Source organism: Pseudomonas sp. ERMR1:02 (genome assembly GCF_002277815.1).
In the GTDB taxonomy this organism is placed as follows: Bacteria; Pseudomonadota; Gammaproteobacteria; order Pseudomonadales; family Pseudomonadaceae; genus Aquipseudomonas.
Genome location: NZ_NKJI01000002.1, coordinates 23,319 through 43,409 on the forward strand (window position 1 = coordinate 23,319; position 20,091 = coordinate 43,409).

Annotated in this window: 13 protein-coding genes and 3 pseudogenes; 4 read left to right on the forward strand and 12 right to left on the reverse strand. The window is 61.7% G+C overall.

Annotated features, from left to right (window positions below):
* Window positions 1-6: 6 nt before the first annotated feature.
* Both CES87_RS03710 and CES87_RS03715 read left to right on the forward strand, forming a co-directional pair.
* Window positions 7-1,422, forward strand: coding sequence for a DNA polymerase Y family protein (locus tag CES87_RS03710; protein ID WP_128605022.1), 1,416 nt, complete (start codon window positions 7-9; stop codon window positions 1,420-1,422).
* Window positions 1,398-4,496, forward strand: coding sequence for an error-prone DNA polymerase (locus CES87_RS03715; RefSeq protein ID WP_178081370.1), 3,099 nt, complete (start codon window positions 1,398-1,400; stop codon window positions 4,494-4,496). Before CES87_RS03710 ends, CES87_RS03715 begins: the two co-directional genes overlap by 25 nt.
* Window positions 4,497-4,626: 130 nt before the next feature.
* On the opposite strand, the pseudogene CES87_RS03720 reads toward CES87_RS03715, so the two are convergent.
* From CES87_RS03720 to CES87_RS03750, 7 genes and pseudogenes are all read right to left on the reverse strand, one after another.
* Window positions 4,627-5,027: pseudogene (locus CES87_RS03720) on the reverse strand (flavin reductase family protein).
* Window positions 5,028-5,039: 12 nt separating this feature from the next.
* Window positions 5,040-6,526: pseudogene (locus tag CES87_RS03725) on the reverse strand (amidohydrolase family protein).
* On the reverse strand, window positions 6,523-7,719 hold the full coding sequence (locus tag CES87_RS03730) for an amidohydrolase family protein (RefSeq protein ID WP_128605024.1): 1,197 nt from the start codon (window positions 7,717-7,719) through the stop codon (window positions 6,523-6,525). The pseudogene CES87_RS03725 and the gene CES87_RS03730 overlap by 4 nt, the downstream one beginning before the upstream one ends.
* Before the next feature lie 148 nt (window positions 7,720-7,867).
* Entirely contained in the window at window positions 7,868-8,941 is a 1,074-nt protein-coding gene (locus tag CES87_RS03735) for an extracellular solute-binding protein (RefSeq protein WP_371858172.1), read from the reverse strand.
* A gap of 18 nt (window positions 8,942-8,959) precedes the next feature.
* On the reverse strand, window positions 8,960-9,748 hold the full coding sequence (locus CES87_RS03740) for an ABC transporter permease (RefSeq protein ID WP_128605025.1): 789 nt from the start codon (window positions 9,746-9,748) through the stop codon (window positions 8,960-8,962).
* Window positions 9,745-10,662 carry an ABC transporter permease gene (locus CES87_RS03745; RefSeq protein ID WP_128605026.1) on the reverse strand — a complete coding sequence of 306 codons (918 nt, stop codon included), beginning with the start codon at window positions 10,660-10,662 and terminating at the stop codon, window positions 9,745-9,747. The genes CES87_RS03740 and CES87_RS03745 overlap by 4 nt, the downstream gene beginning before the upstream one ends.
* A 1-nt stretch (window position 10,663) precedes the next feature.
* Window positions 10,664-11,746 carry an ABC transporter ATP-binding protein gene (locus CES87_RS03750; protein WP_128605027.1) on the reverse strand — a complete coding sequence of 361 codons (1,083 nt, stop codon included), beginning with the start codon at window positions 11,744-11,746 and terminating at the stop codon, window positions 10,664-10,666.
* A gap of 140 nt (window positions 11,747-11,886) precedes the next feature.
* On the opposite strand from CES87_RS03750, the gene CES87_RS03755 reads away from it, so the two are divergent.
* Window positions 11,887-12,576 carry a GntR family transcriptional regulator gene (locus CES87_RS03755; protein WP_128605028.1) on the forward strand — a complete coding sequence of 230 codons (690 nt, stop codon included), beginning with the start codon at window positions 11,887-11,889 and terminating at the stop codon, window positions 12,574-12,576.
* Window positions 12,577-12,761: 185 nt separating this feature from the next.
* Entirely contained in the window at window positions 12,762-15,392 is a 2,631-nt protein-coding gene (locus CES87_RS03760; RefSeq protein WP_128605029.1) for an excinuclease ABC subunit UvrA, read from the forward strand.
* Window positions 15,393-15,520: 128 nt separating this feature from the next.
* Here CES87_RS03760 and CES87_RS03765 read toward each other — a convergent pair whose 3' ends face one another.
* The 5 genes and pseudogenes from CES87_RS03765 to CES87_RS03785 form a co-directional block, all read right to left on the reverse strand.
* Complete coding sequence (locus tag CES87_RS03765; protein WP_128605030.1) at window positions 15,521-17,464, reverse strand: response regulator; 1,944 nt, start codon at window positions 17,462-17,464, stop codon at window positions 15,521-15,523.
* Window positions 17,454-18,328 (reverse strand): annotated as a pseudogene (locus tag CES87_RS03770) (sensor histidine kinase). Before CES87_RS03770 ends, CES87_RS03765 begins: the two are co-directional and overlap by 11 nt.
* A complete protein-coding gene (locus CES87_RS03775; protein ID WP_128605356.1) occupies window positions 18,321-19,331 on the reverse strand; it encodes an ATP-binding protein in 1,011 nt (336 codons plus the stop codon). Before CES87_RS03775 ends, CES87_RS03770 begins: the two are co-directional and overlap by 8 nt.
* Window positions 19,328-19,732 carry an anti-sigma regulatory factor gene (locus CES87_RS03780; protein ID WP_128605031.1) on the reverse strand — a complete coding sequence of 135 codons (405 nt, stop codon included), beginning with the start codon at window positions 19,730-19,732 and terminating at the stop codon, window positions 19,328-19,330. The genes CES87_RS03775 and CES87_RS03780 overlap by 4 nt, the downstream gene beginning before the upstream one ends.
* Entirely contained in the window at window positions 19,729-20,091 is a 363-nt protein-coding gene (locus CES87_RS03785) for an STAS domain-containing protein (RefSeq protein ID WP_128605032.1), read from the reverse strand. Before CES87_RS03785 ends, CES87_RS03780 begins: the two co-directional genes overlap by 4 nt.

Consider the following 20,091-nt stretch of genomic DNA (forward strand, 5'->3'; position numbering starts at 1 on the left):
GTTGCCATGCGCTGGGTCTGCATTCTGTTCCCGCAATTGGCGCTGGACGCGGTACTGCGTCAGCGCTCCGATCCCGACGAGCCACTGGTGCTGCTGACCGGCCCGGCCCAGCGCCGGGTGTTGCAGGCGGTCAATGGCCCGGCGCGAGCCCTGGGCCTGCGTCCCGGCCAGTCCATGAGCGCCGCCCAGGCCTTGAGCAAAGGCTTTGCCACGGCCGAGTACGACGTCGCCGAAATCGAACACTGGCAGCAGTTTCTCGCCGCGTGGGCCTATCGGTTCAGTTCCCAGGTCAGCGTGCATTACCCGCGGGCATTGGTGTTTGAAATCGAGTCCAGCCTGGGCCTGTTCGGCGCCTGGCCGCAATTCGAGGCGCGCTTGCGTAGCGAACTCGGCGAGCTGGGCTTTCGTCATCGCATTGTCGCCGCGCCCAACCCGGTGGCGGCGCGGATGCTCGCCAACGCTTATGACGGTCTGGTGGTGCCCGACGATCAAGCCTTGCAGCATCACCTCGGACAATTACCCATCGACCGGATCGGGCTGGAGGCCAATGTCGCCACGGCGTTGTCGCGCATGGGGCTGCGTACCTTCAGTCAGGTGCAGGCGTTGCCCCGGCAGAGCTTGGCCCGGCGTTTCGAGGCCCAGGTGCTCAAGCATCTGGACGCTATGCTCGGGTTGCGGCGGCTGGCGCTGGCGTTCTATCTGCCGCCGGATCGCTTCGATGTGCGCATCGAGCTTAATTTCGATGTGCAATCGCACCAAGCGTTGCTGTTTCCGTTGCGCCGCTTGACCGGCGATCTGTCGGCGTTCCTCTGCGGCCGGGACAGCGGTGTGCAGCGCTTCGATCTGCACCTTGAACATGCAGGGCTGCCGGACACGCTGATCAAGGTCGGCCTGCTCAGTGCCGAGCGTGATCCTGCGATGCTTTTCGAACTGGCCCGGGGGCGGCTGGAACAGGTCCAGGTCGAGGCGCCGGTGCGTGGTTTTCGTCTGCGCGCCGAAGACTTGCCAAGCTTCGTACCGCAGTTTCAGGAGCTGTTCGACGACCGTCCGCAACAGTCCTTGCCCTGGGAGCAACTGCGCGAACGCCTGCGCGCACGGCTGGGGGATGACGCGGTGCATGGCCTGCGCTTTCAAGCCGATCACCGACCTGAATGCGCGTGGCAGGCCAGTGCCGACAGCCGGCCCTGTGCGGTCTTCCCGGCTGTGAAGCGCCCGGGCTGGTTGTTGACTGAGCCGTTGGCCGTGCATCAGGGGTCGGCGCGCATTCTCATGGGGCCGGAGCGCATCGAATCGGGTTGGTGGGACGGCGACGACGTACGTCGCGATTACTACCTGATCGAAACCCGCGCCGGCCAGCAAGGCTGGGCCTGGCGTGCGGTCGGCGAGGACGGCCCGTTGTGGTTGCAGGGCTGGTTCGCATGAACGCTGGATATGCCGAACTGCACTGCCTGACGAATTTCAGTTTCCAGCGCGGTGCCTCCAGCGCCCTTGAGCTGTTTCAACGGGCAAAAAAACAGGGCTATCAGGCGCTGGCGATCACTGACGAATGCACCCTGGCCGGTATCGTCCGTGCCTGGCAAGCGGCGAAGTCCGTGGAGCTGCCGCTGATCATCGGCAGCGAGATGCGCATCGAAAACGGCCCGAAACTGGTGCTGCTGGTGGAGAACCTCGAGGGTTACCAAACTCTATGCCGACTGATCACCCGGGCCCGCCGCCGCACGCAGAAAGGCCATTATCAAATCCTGCGGGAAGACTTGCGCGAGCCACTGCCGGGGGTGCTGGTGTTGTGGGTGCCGGACGCGGTCGATGAATTCGAGCAGGGCCGCTGGCTGAAACAGGTTTTCGCCGAACGCCTGTGGCTGTCGGTGCAACTGCATCGTGGTCAGGACGACACCCGGCGCTTGAATGATCTGATGAGCCTGGCCAGGGAACTGCAGATTCCCGCAGTGGCCAGCGGCGATGTGCACATGCACGCGCGCGGTCGCCGTGCCTTGCAGGACACCATGACCGCGATCCGTCATCACCTGCCGGTGGCCGATGCCGGGTTGCGCCTGCACCCCAACGGCGAACGGCATCTGCGCGGCCTCGACGTCCTGTGCGAGCTCTATCCGCCAGCCTTGCTCGACGAAACGCTGGCCATTGCCCGGCGCTGCACTTTCGACCTCGGGCAATTGCGTTATCAGTATCCGCGGGAGCTGGTGCCCCAAGGACACAGCGCAGCGTCCTGGCTTAGAGAATTGACCGAACGTGGCGTTCGCCAGCGCTGGCCCGCAGGTGCGAGCGAGAAGGTGCGCGGGCTGATCGACAAGGAACTGGGGCTGATCGCCGAGCTGGGTTATGAAAGCTATTTCCTGACCGTGCAGGACATCGTCGCTTTCGCCCGGCGCGAGAAAATTCTCTGCCAGGGACGCGGCTCGGCGGCCAACTCGGCGGTGTGTTTCGCCTTGGGCATCACTGAGATCGATCCCGATCGAATGAACATGCTGTTCGAGCGCTTTCTCTCAAAAGAACGCAACGAGCCGCCGGATATTGATGTCGATTTCGAGCACGAACGGCGTGAAGAAGTCCTGCAGTATGTGTTCCAGCGTTATGGCCGCACCCGTGCCGCGCTGACGGCAGTGGTCAGCAGTTACCACGGTGCCGGCGCGGTACGCGACGTGGCCAAGGCGCTGGGTTTGCCACCGGATCAGGTCAATGCGTTGGCCGACTGCTGTGGGCACTGGAGTGATCAGGCTCCGCCAGTCGAACGCCTGCGTGAAGGTGGATTCGACCCGGACAGCCCGGTGTTGCGCAGGGTATTGAGTCTGACCCAACAGTTGATCGGTTTTCCCCGGCATCTGTCCCAGCACCCCGGTGGCTTCGTGATTTCCGAGCAGCCGCTGGACAGCCTCGTGCCGGTGGAAAATGCCGCCATGGCCGAACGCACCATCATCCAGTGGGACAAGGACGATCTGGACGCGGTCGGTCTGCTAAAGGTCGATATCCTCGCATTGGGCATGCTCAGTGCTATTCGTCGTTGTTTTGATCTGTTGCGCCGTCATCGCCATCTGGATTTGAGTCTGGCGACGATCCCCTCTGAAGACTCGCAAACCTACGACATGATTGGCCGCGCCGACACCATCGGCGTGTTCCAGATCGAATCCCGGGCACAAATGTCGATGCTGCCCAGGCTCAAGCCGCGTAAGTTCTATGATCTGGTGATCGAGGTGGCCATCGTTCGTCCGGGACCTATTCAGGGGGGGATGGTGCATCCCTATCTGCGGCGACGAAACAAGGAAGAACTCGAAAGCTACCCCTCCGAAGAGTTGCGGGAGGTGTTGAAACGCACGCTCGGCGTGCCGCTGTTTCAGGAACAGGTGATGCAGATCGCCATCGTCGCCGCCGACTACAGCCCCGGTGAGGCCGATCAGTTGCGCCGTTCCATGGCGGCCTGGAAGCGTCACGGCGGGCTCGAGCCGCACAAGGAGCGGCTGGCCGCCGGCATGAAGAAAAACGGTTATACCGCCGAATTTGCCGCGCAGATCTTCGAACAAATCAAAGGCTTCGGCAGCTACGGTTTTCCCGAGTCCCACGCCGCCAGTTTCGCCTTGCTGACGTACGCCAGTTGCTGGTTGAAATGCCACGAGCCGGCAGCCTTCGCCTGTGCGCTGATCAACAGTTGGCCCATGGGTTTCTACAGTCCGGACCAGATCCTGCAGGATGCGCGCCGGCATCATTTGCAGATTCGCCCGGTGGACGTGCGGGCCAGCGACTGGGATTGCAGCCTGGAGCCGATTGCCGGCGCACAACCGGCGATTCGCATGGGCATGCGAATGATCAAGGGATTTCGCGAGGACGATGCCCGGCGCATCGAGGCGGCGCGGTCCAGGGGTGCATTTGCCGACATCGCCGACCTTGGCGAGCGCGCACGACTCGACGCCCGAGCTCAGGAGCAACTGGCCGATGCCGGCGCACTGAGGGGCATGGCCGGTGACCGTCATCGGGCGCGCTGGGAAGTGGCGGGGGTGCACAAACAGCTCGGCCTGTTTGCCGGCCTGCCCCGTCAGGAGGAGGGCGCGGTGGCGCTACCCAAACCCACCGTCGGCGAGGATTTGCTGGCCGACTACAACAGTCTCGGCACCACCCTCGGCCCTCATCCGCTGGCCTTGTTGCGCGGCGAGTTGAAAGCCCGGCGTTGTCGCAGTTCGAAAGAACTGCTGGAAGTCGAGCATGGACGGCCGGTGAGCGTTGCCGGACTGGTGACCGGTCGACAACGGCCGGGCACCGCCAGTGGCGTGACCTTCCTCACCCTGGAAGACGAGTTTGGCAACGTCAATGTGGTGGTCTGGCGCGACCTGGCCGAGCGACAGCGGCAGGTGCTGGTCGGCTCGCAGTTGCTCAAGGTCGATGGACGCTGGGAAAAGGAGGGCGAGGTGCGGCACTTGATTGCCGGGCGTTTGAGCGACCTGAGCCCCCTGTTAGATGGCATCAGCGTGCGCAGCCGGGACTTCCACTGAACCAAACGGTCCCCTGTAGGAGCGAGCATGCTCGCGATGGACGACTGAACACCGCGGGGCGTCAGGCTGCCAGCGTTATCGTTGACGTCCATCGCGAGCATGCTCGCTCCTACAGGGGGGCGTGTGCAGGTCATTTTGGCCAAAACCGCTCCCCAACCCGCGGCGCATCCGTCCACGCCTGTAACGAGCGGGTCGGCAAATCGAAATAATCCCGCGTACGCGCATAGCCATGCCCACCCATCCGCCCGATCGCATCGAGCCCCAGTTGGTCGATGTACAGGGTTTTCGGGTCGATCAGCTCGTCTCGCACATGGGCCTGTCCTTGGGGCTCTGGTCACCGTAGTTTTCCACGCCCAGCGCAAGGATCGGCGGATCGGCCGAGAGCGCATTGAAAAAGCTGAACGGTGCGGCGTTGATCCGGCCTTCACCGTCGACGGTGGTGACCAGCGCTATCGGGCGTGGCACTACGCTGCCGATCAGAATCTTGTACTTGTCCCTTGGGCTCAGTTGGCTGAAGTCGAAGCTTTGCATGGGCAGAGTTCTCTAAAGAAGTGGATCAATGGCGCAAAGTGGCGCCTGTGCGCTGTAGTCGTCGGCATACGGGATGGCCGGTTGGAACAGGGTTTCCAGTCCGGTTGGCCAAAGGCCCGGTCGCTGTGGCTGCGCATCAGTTTTTCGAATTGCTGTTGGGCCTGGCGTTGCAGGGTCGGGTAGTCGACACCCTTGACCTGACCGTCCTGCATCACGCAGCGGCCGTCGATGTAACTGGCGATGCAGTCGTCACCGCGCCCGGCCAACACCAGGTTTTTCAGCGGATCGAACAGTGGCCCCAGGTGCAAACCGCGCAGGCTGAACACGGTGATGTCGGCTTTGGCTCCCGGCGCCAGACGTCCAAGGTCATCGCGGCCCAAGGCCCTGGCACCACCGAGGGTGGCGGCGTTGTACATATCCAGTGTGCTGGTCAGCGAATTGCCGCCCTCCATCAATCGCGCGATGTTTAAGCCCTGACGCATGTTGTCCAGCAAGTCCGCCGGCCAGGTATCCGTGCCCAGGGCGAAGTTGATGCCCTTGGCCCGATAGCGACCGAACGAGTTCAACGCCTCGCCGTCCCGGGCGAACACCACCGGGCAATGCACCAGACTCGCGCCGCCATCCACCACCCGTTGCAGGTCGTCATCGCCGTGGGTGTAGATGCCGTGGGGCAACAGACTGCGAGGGCTCAAAAGCCCTAGCTGCTGCAACCAGCCCAGCGGTGAGGCACCGCGCAATTGCTCGACCATTGCCACCTCACCGAGGCCCTGACAGCAATGCAAACGCATCGGTGCGTTCAGTTCGCGGCTCAGCGCAGCGGTGCGTTGCAACAGCGCCGGCGTGCATGTCTGGATGCGGTCCGGCAGCAGCGCACCGCGAATCAGGCCGCCATTCGCACCCTCGAAATCCCGGAAAAACCGCTCGGCCGCATCGAGTCCGGCCATGCCTCGGGCTTCATCCCAGTGGTGGGACAGCGTGCCGTCGGCCTGCCAGTAACTCATGCCGCTCATGTAGCAGGGACCGAGGTAGATGCGCAGTCCCAGCTCGGCAGCTACGCCGGCCACCGCCGCAAACTCGTCAAAGGTCTCAGCCCACTCGCGGTAGTACATCGAGGTGATCGGCATGGCCGTAGTGATGCCGTTGCGGATTAATTGGGTGAAGGCGTAACGGTATTTGAAAACCTCTTCATCAGGGCTGTAGCTTTCCCGTGACCCGCGCGCCAGATAGTCGGCGGACCACATCCGGCCCATGTCGCGTTCGTCGCCGTTGTCCAGGGTCAACACCGTGGAATCGAGATCGCCCAAGGCATCCAGATCAATGAAACCGGGGCCGATCAGCGCGTTGCCGTAGTCGATCCACTGATCCACCGGTCCTGCATAATCGCGACCGACGAACGCAATGCGCGAGCCTTCAAAAACCACCTCGCCGTTACGCCAGAGCACATGTTGCGTGCCGTCGAAGCCGACCACGCAGCTGCTTCTGAGACCGATGCGCTTCACAAGCGGCTTTCCAGCAATCGGCCACCGCAAGCAATCAACTGCCCGCCGCGATAAACCTGGCGCAGCGGCCGCGAAACCACGGCTTCGCCCAAGGTCTGCACCGGCATCAGCAAAAAGTCCGCTGGCCGCCCGATCTCGACGCCATAACCTTCACAACCCAGCGCCCGGGCGCCATTCACCGTCGCCGCGTCGAACGCCGCTGCCAGTTCGTCGTCCTTGTTCAAGTCAAACCGGAACGCCAGCAGCATCGCCCGTTCCAGCATGTCGCCGTTGCCCATGGGCGACCATGCGTCGCGAATGCCGTCCGAACCGAGGCAGACGTTCACCCCGGTTTCGCGCAGGGCGAGGTACGGCGGTACGGCGCAATCGGCCGGTGCCGAACTCATCAACGAAATACCCAGCGCCGCCAGACGTTCGGCCACCGGTTTGACCTGGCTCCACGGCAGCATGCCAAGGCAGTACGCGTGACTGATCATCACCCGGTTTTGAAGCCCGAAGCGCTCGGTGTAGTCGGCGATCAGTGCGATCTGCCACAGACCCAGCTCGCCCTTGTCGTGCAGGTGAATGTCGACGCCACGGTCAAACTCGCTGGCCAGTTTGAACACGAAGTCCAGTTGCGCGATGGGGTCGTTGTCGATACCGCAAGGGTCGAGACCGCCAACGTTCTCCACGCCCAGCGCCATGGCTTCGCGCATCAGCTCGGCGGTGCCGGGGCGACTGATCAGGCCGGTTTGCGGGAATACCACCAATTGCAGGTCGATCAGGTCGCGGTAGGTTTCTCGCAATTGCTGCATGACTTCGACATGGCGCAGACCGAATTCCGGGTCGACGTCGACGTGGCAACGCATGGTCAGCGAGCCTCGGGCGATGCAGTTTTCCAGCAGGGCACCGGCGCGTTGTGCAATAGGTGATTCGACTTCACGCAGGATGCGCCGCTCGTTGGCGATGTAGTCCTTAAGGGTCGGGCCGGCGCTGTTGGGGCGCCAGGGTTGACCCCAGAGGGTTTTGTCCAGATGCACGTGGCTTTCCACCAAGGCTGCGGTGAGCAATTGGTTCTGGCCGTCGATGTCGGTGGTCAGCAGTTCGTTGGTCGAGGCCGGGCGGCGCTGGGTGAAGTGGCCATTCTCGATCAGCAGGTCTTCGGCGGGCGCGCCGTAGGGGCGTACGTTGCGTAGCCAGCGGGGTTGGGTCATTGCATACCTCAAATTTTGTGTTGTTTGGGCGGGCCTCTTCGCGGGCAAGCCTCGCTCCTACAGGTCATAGGCCGTACGCGGCATTTGCGAACAACACAAAACTTGTAGGAGCGAGGCTTGCCCGCGAAGGCCGCGACTCGGTTTCGGATCAGCCCTTGAGCTTCGCCCAGATCCGGTCCTGCAGTTCCCGCGCCTTGTTGCTGCATTCCTTTTCAGGGCGCAGGCGCGAGGCGAATTCGTCGGGCATGTTGATGGCGTCCATGACTCGCCACTTGGCGTCGATCAGCTTGTCGCTCTGGATGCCATTGGCGTAGGCGATGGCGTTGGACACGGCGGCGGCGTTTTCCGGTTTCATCATCCAGTCGATGAAGATCTTCGCGTTGCCGGGGTGCGGCGCGCTTTTCGGTACAGCGAAGTTGTCCTGGAACATCGCCACGCCTTCTTTCGGATACACGTACTTGATGGTGCTCTTCTGCAAGGTGGCCCGCGCTGTAGAACCGTTCCAGTTCTGCATCATGATCACTTCACCGGAGGCCATGCGGTCGACGGTGTTGTCCGAGCTGTACATCTTCAGGAACGGCTTCTGTTTTTGCAGCAGTTCGAGGATGCGCTTGGCGTCCTGCGGGTTTTCCGAGCATTCGTCGACGTTCAGGTAATGGCTGGCGGCATTGATCACGCTGCTGGAAGTGTCGAGGGCAGCGAGTTGGCCTTGCAGCTCCTTGCGCGGCTCGAAAAACTCCTTCCACGAATCGTCGAGCTTGCCGCCGGGCACGCGGGCACTGTCATAGGAGAACCCGGTAGTGCCCCACAGGTACGGTGCCGAGAATTTGCGGCCGGGGTCGAAGCTTGGGTCGCGGAACGCCGGTTTGACGTACTGGAAATTGGGTAGGGTCGAGGCATCGATTTCCAGCAGCAGATTCTGGTTGATCAAGTTCCGCATAATCGACTGCGACGGCACGATCACGTCATAGGCCGCGCCACCGGCCTGCAACTTGGCCAGCAGGGTTTCGTTGCTGTCGTAACCGTCCATGGTGACCTTGATCCCGGTCTCCTTTTCGAACTTGGCCAGCAGGTCGACCGGGTAGTAATCGGTCCAGTTGTAGAAAAACAGTTCCTTGGGCTCGGCGGCCTGGGCGCCGAACGCAGTGAGTGCGGTGAAGCAGCTCAGGGCCAGACCGGTGACTGCGAAACACATGTTTTTTATTTTGATGTTCTTTTTCATGAGTCAAACGCTCCAGGATTATTGGTTTTTGCCGCGCTGTCCCAGCCAGAAGGCCAGCACCACCAGCACGATGGAAATCACCAGCATCAGGGTCGAGATTGCGTTGATCTCCGGCGTCACGCCGGCCTTGATTGCCGAGAAGATGTACACCGGCAGGGTCGTGGAACCGGGACCGGCAACGAAGAAAGTCATGATGAAATCGTCGAGGCTGACCACGAACGCCAGCACCGAACCAGACAACACCGCCGGCCACAGCAGCGGCAAGGTCACCCGGCGAAACACCTGCCACGGGTTGGCGTACAGGTCGTTCGCCGCTTCCAGCAGACTCTTGTCCAGGTCATTGAGACGTGCACGGATCGGCAGGTAGGCGAAAGGAATGCAGAAGCCGATGTGCGCAACGATCACCGTCAACAAACCGAGCTTGATCCCCAGCGCCATGAACAACAGCAGGGTGGCCACGGCAGTGACGATCTCCGGCAGGATCAGCGGCAGGTTGATCCCGCCTTCGACCATCTTCTGTCCGTAGAACGGCCGGTAGGTCGCCAATGCCGCGAGCAAGGCAATCGCCGTGGCGCACACCGTGGCAATGCTGGCGACGATGATCGAGTTCAGCGCTGCGGTCTGGATCGACGGGTTGGCCAGAATGCGTCCGTACCAGGCGAACGAAAACTCGGTCCACACCGTCGCCGAGCGGTTGGCGTTGAAGCTGTAGGCGATCAGGACGAAGATTGGCAGGTACAGATAGGCCAGGATCAGCAGGCTGACTTCCCGGGTCATCGGCAGTTTTTTCAGGTGCAGGGCAATCATGCGGTGGCTCCCCGACGAAGAGTTTTGGCGGCGCTTCGGCTATAGAGGGCGTAAAGCACCAGAGACAGCAGCAGAATCCCCAGCAACAGGAACGACAGCGAACTGCCCAGCGGCCAGTTGCGCGCGGTGCCGAACTGTTGCTGGATCAGGTTGCCGATCATCAGCGTCTTGCCGCCGCCGAGAATCGCCGGGGTGATGAATGCGCCAAGGCTAGGCACGAACACCAGCAGGGAACCGGCAATCACCCCCGGCATCGACAGCGGCAGGATGATCCGCCGCAACGCGTGCCAGCGATTGGCGCCCAGGTCATAGGCCGCCTCTACCAGGCGCCAGTCGAGTTTTTCCAGGGTCGAGTAGATCGGCAGAATCATGAACGGCAGGAAGCTGTAGACCAGCCCGACGCTGACCGCGAAGTCGTTGTAGAGCAGGGTGATGCCGCCGGCACTGGGGAACAGCGCGTTGAGGCTTTGGGCGACCCATCCTTGTTCGCGCAGGATGATCAGCCAGGCATAGTTGCGGATCAGCAGGTTGGTCCAGAACGGAATGGTGATCAGCAACACCATCAGGTTGCGCCGGCGCGGTGTCAGGCTCGACATCCACAGCGCCACCGGAAAGCCGAACAGGAAACACAACACCGTCGTGCCGCCGGCCTGGAACACCGAACGCAACAACGCCTGGGCATAGACCCAATTGAGTTCCAGTTCACCGTCGAATCCTTCCTGGAAAAACAGCTGTACATAGCTTTGCAATTGCCAGTTGGCCTGCCAGTCGACGCCGCCATAGACGTTGCGCGGCAACAGGCTGATGTAGCCCATGATGCCCAGCGGAATGGCGATCAGGGCCAGCAAGGTCAGAACCACCGGGCTGAGCAATAGCGCGCGGTTGAGGGCGGGAGAAGTGCTGCTGACGCTCATCTCAGGCCTCCATCAACAGGCAGGCGTGAGGCGGCAGGTTGACCGCCACGCGATCACCGACCCCGCGATTGCGGTTCAGACCTTCGTTGTTTTCACGCAGCATGACCTTGATGTCGTTGTTCAAGCGGCACTGGTAGAGGGTCGCGGTGCCGACGTACAGCACGGCTTCGATCACCCCACGCAGGTGGTGCGGTTGCGCCGGGTCCACCAGTTGCGAACGTTCCGGGCGGAACGCCAGTTGCACCTTGCCGTCGATGCCTTGGGCCGGGCAGGGGATTTCCACCGGCATGCCGCTGGGCACGAACAGATTTTCGTTGTGCTGGCCGCGCTTGAGGTGGCCGGGGAGGAAGTTGATATCGCCGATGAACTGGGCGACGAATTGATGCTGCGGCCGTTCGTAGATGTCATTGGGCGTGCCGATCTGCAGGATCTTGCCGGCGGACATCACCGCGATGCGATCGGACAGGGTCAGGGCTTCTTCCTGATCGTGGGTGACGAAAATGAAGGTGATCCCGGCTTCCTTCTGCACGCGCTTGAGTTCGACCTGCATTTCCTTGCGCAGCTTGAGGTCCAGCGCCGACAGTGGTTCGTCGAGCAACAGCACTTTTGGTTTCGGCGCCAGGGCTCGTGCCAGAGCCACCCGTTGTTGCTGACCACCGGACAATTCGGCCGGTTTGCGTCGGGCCAGATGCTGCATTTGCACCAACGCGAGCATTTCATCGACCCGCTGCGCGATCTGCTTGCGATCAAGACCCTGCATCTCGAGGCCGAAGGCGATATTCTGCGCAACACTCATGTGCGGAAACAGCGCGTAACTCTGGAACACCGTGTTGACCCGACGCTTGAACGGCGGCAGGTCATTGACCGGTTCACCGGCGAGGCGGATTTCACCGTCGCTGACGTGCTCGAAGCCAGCGATGGTGCGCAGTAGGGTGGTTTTGCCACAGCCGGAGGGGCCGAGCAGGGTGAAGAACTCGTTGTCGGCAATATCGACCGAGACGTTGTCCAGTGCTGGAGCCAGTCCTGGATCGTCGGAATACCGTTTGGAGACGTTTCGCACTTCAATTGCAACTGTATGACCCATAATGGTGCATTCCTCTAATTATTGTATGCAAAATCTGGATGCAATTTAGAAATACCCGGATTAACCTGCTCGTGCAACCCCCTTTTTCATGGCTGTTCATTCGCCCGGGGCTGGTTGCATAGCGCTGAAGGAGTCATCGAATGGCGGAAAAGAAACTGGAAACCACGGTCGACCGCGTCTACCAAGGGGTTTACGAGGCGATCAGCAAGCGCACCCTGCGTCCCGGCATGAAGCTGGGCGAGGCCTCGCTGGCTGAACTTTTTAATGTCAGCCGCACATCGGTTCGTGCCGCCCTCAAACAATTGGAGGCCGATGGCCTGGTGACCACCGAGCCCAATAAAGGCGCGTCGGTGTCGTTGCCCAGCGATGAAGAGATCCGTTCGCTGTTCGAAACCCGGCGTCTGGTCGAGATCGGCATCGTCAGCGAGTTGTGCCGCCGCCGCGACAGCGCCGTGACCCAGGATTTGCGCGATCACCTGTTGCTCGAGGACGAGGCGCACCAAAGCGGCGACCGTGAGCGGTTGATTCATTTGCTCGGTGAGTTCCATATCAAGCTCGCCCGCAGCCTGAACAATCCAGTGTTGCTGGACTGGTTCCAAAAGCTGATTTCCCGGGCGTCGCTGTACGCCGCCGCGCTGGATGACGACAGCCACGAAGCCTGTCGCGACAACGAACACTTGCGGCTGATCGAATACATCGAGGCGGGTAACCAGAGCGCGGCGATCGAGTTGACCTGCATGCATCTGAATGGCATCGAGAAAGCCATTCTCGACGTCGCCGCCACCTTGAAAATCAGCTACAACCCGCTCAAGCATTTGATTGAGGTGTAGCCCCAATTTCCAGGCTGTTGATCGTTCCCACGCTCCGCGTGGGAATGCAGCCCGGGACGCTCCGCGTCCCAAGAGCGGACGCGGAGCGTCCGGTGAGGCATTCCCACGCAGAGCATGGGAACGATCAGTGATCAGCGTGGGAGCGATCGTGGTGTTTATTTCAGCTATCCAATCAAGGCGACCCGATGACTTCCAAGCGCACCCTAACCCCTCCCTCAAGCATGGTCAGGGTGCGCGGCGCCCGGGAGCACAACCTTAAGAACATCGACGTCGATATCCCCCGTGATGCCTTGGTGGTGTTCACCGGGGTGTCCGGTTCGGGGAAGTCGTCCCTGGCATTCTCGACCCTCTACGCCGAAGCGCAGCGTCGCTATTTCGAATCCGTGGCGCCTTATGCGCGGCGTCTGATCGATCAGGTCGGGGTGCCGGATGTCGATTCGATCGAAGGCTTGCCCCCGGCGGTGGCCTTGCAGCAACAACGGGGCACGCCGAGCACACGTTCTTCGGTGGGCAGCGTCACGACCTTGTCGAGCCTGATCCGCATGCTGTATTCCCGCGCCGGCAGTTACCCGACGGGCCAGCCGATGCTGTACGCCGAAGACTTTTCACCGAACACGCTTCAAGGCGCATGCCCCGAATGTCACGGCCTGGGCCGGGTGTATGAAGTCAGCGAAGCGCTGATGGTGCCGGATCCGGGCCTGACCATCCGCCAGCGCGCCGTCGCCTCGTGGCCCATGGCCTGGCAGGGCCAGAACCTGCGGGACATTTTGGTAACCATGGGCTACGACGTCGATATTCCCTGGCGCGACCTGCCGAAAAAGCAGCGCGACTGGATTCTCTTCACCGAGGAAACCCCGACGGTGCCGGTGTATGCCGGGCTCACGCCGGAAGAAACCCGGGTCGCCCTCAAACGCAAGATGGAGCCCAGTTACCAGGGTACGTTCACCGGCGCGCGCCGCTATATCCTGCACACCTTCACCCATTCGCAAAGTGCGCTGATGAAGAAGCGCGTTTCGCAATTCATGCTCGGCAGCCCTTGCCCGTTGTGTGAAGGCAAACGCCTCAAGCGCGAGGCGTTGTCGGTAACCTTCGCCGGTTACGACATCGGCGAGTTGTCGCAGATGCCGTTGCTGCAAGTGGCTGAGGTACTCAAACCGGTGGCGGCCGAGCAGTATTTGCAGGAGAGCGAAGAGGCCGGTGAAGTGCTGACCCACAGCCAGACCCGCGAGGCCCGCGAACAACGCGTAGCTCACGGCGCCAGCGGCCACGCCAATGCCCCGGATGTGCGCCATACGCCGAACCTGTCGGTTGAGAAACGCCTGGCCGCGCAACGCATCGCCCAGGACTTGCTGGAGCGGGTCAGCACCCTGACCGACCTTGGCCTCGGGTACCTGGCCCTGGAGCGCAGCACGCCGACGCTGTCGTCCGGCGAGTTGCAGCGCCTGCGCCTTGCTACGCAGTTGGGATCGCAGTTGTTCGGGGTGATCTACGTGCTGGACGAGCCCTCGGCCGGTCTTCACCCGGCGGATGGCGAGGCGTTGTTCGAAGCCTTGCAACGCTTGAAAGCCGCCGGCAACACCTTGTTTGTGGTCGAACATGACCTGGAAACCATGCGCCGCGCCGACTGGTTGATCGATGTCGGCCCGGCGGCGGGCGAGCATGGCGGTCGAGTGCTGTACAGCGGCGCGCCGGCCGGGCTGGCTGACGTGGCCGATTCGCAGACCCGCGCCTACCTGTTTGCCGAGCAAGTCAGCCAACTGCAAACCCGTCGCCAGCCGAGCGACTGGCTGCGTCTGGAAGGCATCACCCGCAATAATCTGAACAACCTCAGCGTCGAGTTTCCGCTGGGTTGTTTTACGGCGGTCACTGGCGTTTCGGGTTCAGGAAAATCGAGCCTGGTCAGCCAGGCATTACTGGAACTGGTCGGCGCGCACCTTGGACGTCCCGCAGTCGATAACGAGCCTGAAGAACCAAGCCTGGAAGACGATGCGCCGCAAACCAGCGGCGGCCAGGTCATGGCGGGGCTGGCGTCGATCAAGCGTCTGGTGCAAGTCGACCAGAAACCCATCGGCCGCACCCCGCGTTCCAACCTTGCGACCTATACCGGGCTGTTCGACAACGTGCGCAAGCTCTACGCTGCCACGCCAGAGGCCCAGGCCGCGGGTTACGACGCCGGGCAGTTTTCCTTCAATGTCGCCAAGGGTCGTTGCCCGACCTGCGAGGGCGAGGGTTTTGTCAGCGTCGAGTTGTTGTTCATGCCCAGCGTCTATGCACCATGCCCGACCTGCCACGGCGCCCGCTACAACCCCGAAACGCTGGCAATCACCTGGCAGGGCCGCAACATCGCCCAGGTGCTGCAACTGACCGTGGATCAAGCCGTGGACGTGTTCGCCGATCAGTCGGCCGTGCGCCGCTCGCTGGAGGTGCTGCGCGATATCGGCCTGGGTTATCTGCGCCTCGGCCAACCGGCGACGGAACTGTCCGGCGGCGAGGCCCAGCGCATCAAACTGGCTACCGAACTGCAGCGCAACCAGCGCGGGGTGACGCTGTATGTACTCGACGAACCCACCACTGGTCTGCACCCGCGGGACGTTGACCGCTTGCTTGAACAGTTGAACAACCTGGTGACAGCGGGGCACACGGTAATCGTCGTCGAACATGAGATGCGCGTGGTGGCGCAGAGTGACTGGGTGATCGATATTGGCCCGGGGGCCGGGGATCAGGGGGGCAAGATTGTAGTTGCCGGGATGCCGCAGAAAGTGGCGAAAAGCAAGAAGAGCCGCACAGCGCCGTTTTTGGCCAAGGTACTTGGATGATCGTTCCCACGCTCTGCGTGGGAACGCCTCAAGGGACGCTCCGCGTTCCAGCTCGCGAAAGGGACGCGGAGCGTCCCGGGCTGCATTCCCACGCAGAGCGTGGGAACGATCAAGCGCAGATAATCGATTCAGGCACCGTCGAGGGTACGCCGGACCTTGTCCAGCAATTCATTGATCTGGAACGGTTTGATCAACATTTCCATGCCATCGCCGAGAAACACCTGGCGGTTGGTCGCGGTTTCGGCGTAGCCGGTCATGAACAGGATCGGCAGCTTCTCGCGCCAGCCTCGCGCCACATCGGCCAGCTCTCGGCCGCTCATGCGTGGCAGGCCGACATCGGTCAGCAGCAGATCAATGGATTCGTCGTTCTGCAGGCGTTCCAGTGCGGTTTCAATGTCGGCTGCCTGTGAGCACCGGTAACCGGCGTCCATCAGCACTTCGGCCACGAACATACGCACCGACGGCGTGTCCTCGACGATCAACACATGCTCGCCGGCACCTTGAGGATCAACGTTGGCGGGCTCGACTGCGCTTGAAGTGGGGTCGGAGCTGGCCGGTAGCATGATGGTCACTTCAGTGCCGCGCCGCGCTACGCTGCGGATGTGCGCATCGCCTCCGGATTGTCGGGCAAAACCGTAGATGGTGGATAAACCGAGCCCGGTGCCCTGGCCCAGTGGTTTGGTAGTGAAGAACGGGTCGAACACCTTGTCGATGACGTTGTGTTCGATCCCGGTGCCGTCATCGCGCACTGATAACGCGACATACGCGCCGTCGGCCAGGTTCGGGTCGCCATGGGAGTAAACGGCATAGGTGTTGACCCAGATATTGCCGCCCTGTGGCAGGGCATCGCGGGCATTGATCACCAGATTGAGCACGGCGCTTTCCAGCTGAATCGGATCGACCAGCGCGATGGCGGCTTTGGAGGTCAGTTCCAGTTTCAGCGCAATGCGTTCGCCGATGGTGCGCACCAGCAATTCTTCGAGGGAGCGGATGTGTTCGTTGATATCCACGGGCCGGGTGTCGAGGGGCTGTTGCCGGGCGAAGGCCAGCAGGCGATTGGTCAGGGAAGCCGCACTCATGGCCGAGTTCAAGGCCGCCTCGGCGTAGAACTGAACCTTGTCTGTGCGGGAATCGGCGACACGTTTCTGAATCAGTTCCAGGCTGGTGATGATGCCGGTAAGCAGGTTATTGAAATCGTGGGCAATACCACCGGTCAGCCTGCCCAGTGCATCCATTTTCTGCACCTGCAACAGTTGAGCTTCGGTGCGCACGCGTTCAGCCACTTCCTTGGCCAACTGCGTGGTGGCGTCGTCCAGCCGTGCCTGATGCGAGCGTTCGCGGTGGCGGTGCTCGGTGACATCCTCGACAAATACCAGGCTCAGTTCCGGGGTGCGATAGGGTGAAATCTGCCATTCGGTTTCGCGGATCTCGCCCTGGACGCGCATGCTCAAGGTACCTTTCCAGCGCTCGCCATAGGCCAGGCGCAGGCGCAGTTCCTCGATGACCGCGAGCTGGTCGTCGGCAATGCACTCGTGCAAGGTGTCAGCGTCGAGGTTGTCTTGAATCAGTTGGGCGAATGCATGGTTGCATTCATGAACTTTCAGGCTGGCATCGAGCACTGCGATGGGCGCCGAGACATTGAAGAAAATCTCGCGAAAGCGCGCTTCGCTTTCCCGCAGGGCATTCTCTGTTTCCCGCACCCGCAGCAAGGTGCGCAGGGTTGCCAACAGCACATCCGGGTCGATCGGATGGATCAGGTAAGCGTCGGCCCCGGCGTCGAGGCCAGCGATGATGTCACCGGACTGGATCGATGCAGCGGAGACGTGAACCACCGGGAGCAGGGCGGTGGCGGGGTCGGCGCGCAGTTTGCGCACGATGTCGAAACCGCTCATGTCCGGCAGATTGACGTCGAGCACCAACGCGTCGAGGGCGACGTTTTTGATCAACTCCAGGCCCTCGCTGCCGGTTCCTGCTTCGAGCACTTCATAGCCATGACGTTCCAGGCGCCGGCGCAGGGCATAGCGCGTGGCGACGTTGTCGTCGACGATCAGCAAGCGCATGTCACGTTTCATCGGCAGGCTCCAAGGCGATGGCCAGCGGGATAATCACAAAAAAGGTCGAGCCTGCGCCCGGCATGCTCTGAACCCCGACTTCGCCGCCCAGCAATTGCGCGAATCGTTTGCACAGGGACAAACCAAGCCCGGTTCCACGCAGGCGCTTTTGCAGCGGTGAGTCGACCTGGGAAAAGTCTTCGAACAATGCGCCATGCAGCTCGGGCGCGATACCTATTCCGGTGTCGCTGACGGCGAAGCGCACGTGGGTGCTGTTTTCCATCTGTGCCGACACCCGGACTTCCCGCGGGTGGTGAACTTCAGCGAGTTGGAGATGAAGTTGCGCAGGATTTGCGCAAGTTTCTTGTCGTCACTGTACAACCGCGGCAAGCCTACCGGCTCCTCGAAAATCAGGTCTACGGCAGTGGCATCGACAATCGGGCGAAACATGCCGCGCAGGGCCGCGAACAGGTCGAACATGTCAAACCAGGCCGGGAAAATGATGATGCGTCCGGCTTCGATCTTCGCCAGGTCCAGCAGATCGTCGACCATGTCGGTCAGTTCCCGCGCGGAAGTGCTGACGAAGGCCACTTGCTTGTGCTGTTCGGGGCTCAATGGCCCGTCTAGCTCGTCGGTCAGCAGGCTGGCGATGCTCAGGATCGAGCCCAGTGGTGTGCGAAATTCATGGCTCATGTACGACAGGAAACGGCTTTTCAGATCCGAGGCCTGCCGCAATTGCTCGGCCTGGGTGTCGAGTTCGGCATACAGCGCCAGAACGCCCTGGTTGGTTTCATCCAGCTCTTCGCGCAGGGCGTTGGCTTCGCCTTGCAACTGTGCGATCAGCGCCGCTTGATCGTCAATCCGACTGATGGGTGTTTCAGGCATGGGCGGCCTCCAGAGCAATGACCAACACCGTGACATCGTCCCGTCCACGACAGAAATCACGGTGCAAAACAGCGGCAATCACGGCGGGATGGCGATACACCAGACCGGGGTAATCCTGCAGGTTCCAGCGCGACTGCAGGCCGTCGCTATACATGATCAACAGTTGTCCGTTCACTTGAGCATAGTCAAAGGGTTGCGCCTTTCGATACTGGACGCCGACGATGCCGGGATGGGAGGCCAGACCACGAGACTTGTCCGGTGCGATCAGGAAGGCACCGATGTTGCCGATGCCGACGAATTTCATCGTGTCACTGTGACTGTCGAACTGGGCAATGGCCAAGGCACCGCCACGGGTGCCGGTCATGGCCTGGTGAATGTCTTCCAACAGCAGTAGCGGTGATGAAAACGGTTGCCGGGCGAAGGCTTGCTCGCCGACGCGGGCGGCCCGTTCGGCTTCTTCACCATGGCCCAGACCGTCGATCACCAGGGCACTGATGCGCGGCCCGTCAAAGGCCAGGTGCCAGACATCGCCACAGGCAGGATCGTTGTGCATCGAATGCTGGCTGATGCCGATGCGTTGGTCCGCGACCTGGTGTTGGCGCGGATACAACCGTGTGAGCAGCACGGCACCCCGTGAGTCGGCATAAACGTCGAACACCTCAGTCTGACGAGATACGGCGCCAAGTCCGGTGCCTTGGGTGCCTCCCGTGGAAAAACCATCGGTCAGGCACGCCTGCAAATCAAATCCGTTAGCGCGGTCTATGGCGAGCATTTCAATGCCGGCGCCACCCGAACCGGGCAAGACCCTCAGGTGCAACTCCCCACGACTTGCATGCTTGAGAATATTGCTGGCGAGTTCAGTGGCTACCAGTGCCACTCGCCCTGCATCGGTGTCGTCGAAACCGTTTTTTTCCGCCAGTTGCTGCGCGGTGCGCCGTGCATGACCGACCTGGCTGCTGTCTTCGATCGTCAGCACCAGCGTCATCGTCCCGCCAATGTTCATGTCCATCGCGTGATCGTCACGCGGGTGCCCTTGCCTGGCGTGGTGTCCAGCTCGAACTCGTCCACCAGGCGCTTGGCTCCGGGCAGGCCCAGTCCAAGGCCCTTGCCGGAGGTCCAGCCGTCAGTCATCGCCAGTTTGATGTCGGCGATGCCCGGGCCTTCGTCGCGAAAAACCAGGCGCAGACCGACGCGCGCATGATCGTCGAGGATTTGCCAGTCCATGTCGCCGCCACCGCCATACACCATGGTGTTGCGGGCCAGTTCGCTGACAGCAGTCACCAGTTTGGTCAGGTCGATCAGGCGCATGCCGCATTCGTTGGCGAGCTTGCGCGTCAGTTGCCGGGCCAGGACCACATCCTGTTCGCTATGAATCGGATGAGTGCCGCTGCTGCCTACGTTCATTGCCCACGTACTCGATCCTGAAGCAGTTTCATCCCGCGCTCGACATTCAGCGCGGTACTGACGCCGGGCAGCGTCAGGCCGAGTTCCACCAGGGTGATCGCCACCGCAGGCTGCATGCCGACCAATACGGTCTGGGTATCCATGATTTTCGACAGGCCGGAAATGGTCCCGATCATTCGGCCAATGAACGAGTCCACCATGTCGAGGGCGGAAATGTCGATCAACACGCCTCGGGCGGAGGTCTTGCTGATGCGCTCGGACAGGTCGTCCTGCAGCGTCAGCGCAAGCTGGTCATGCATGTCGACCTGAATCGTCACCAGCAGGAAGTCGCCCATTTGCAAAATCGGAATGCGCTCCAT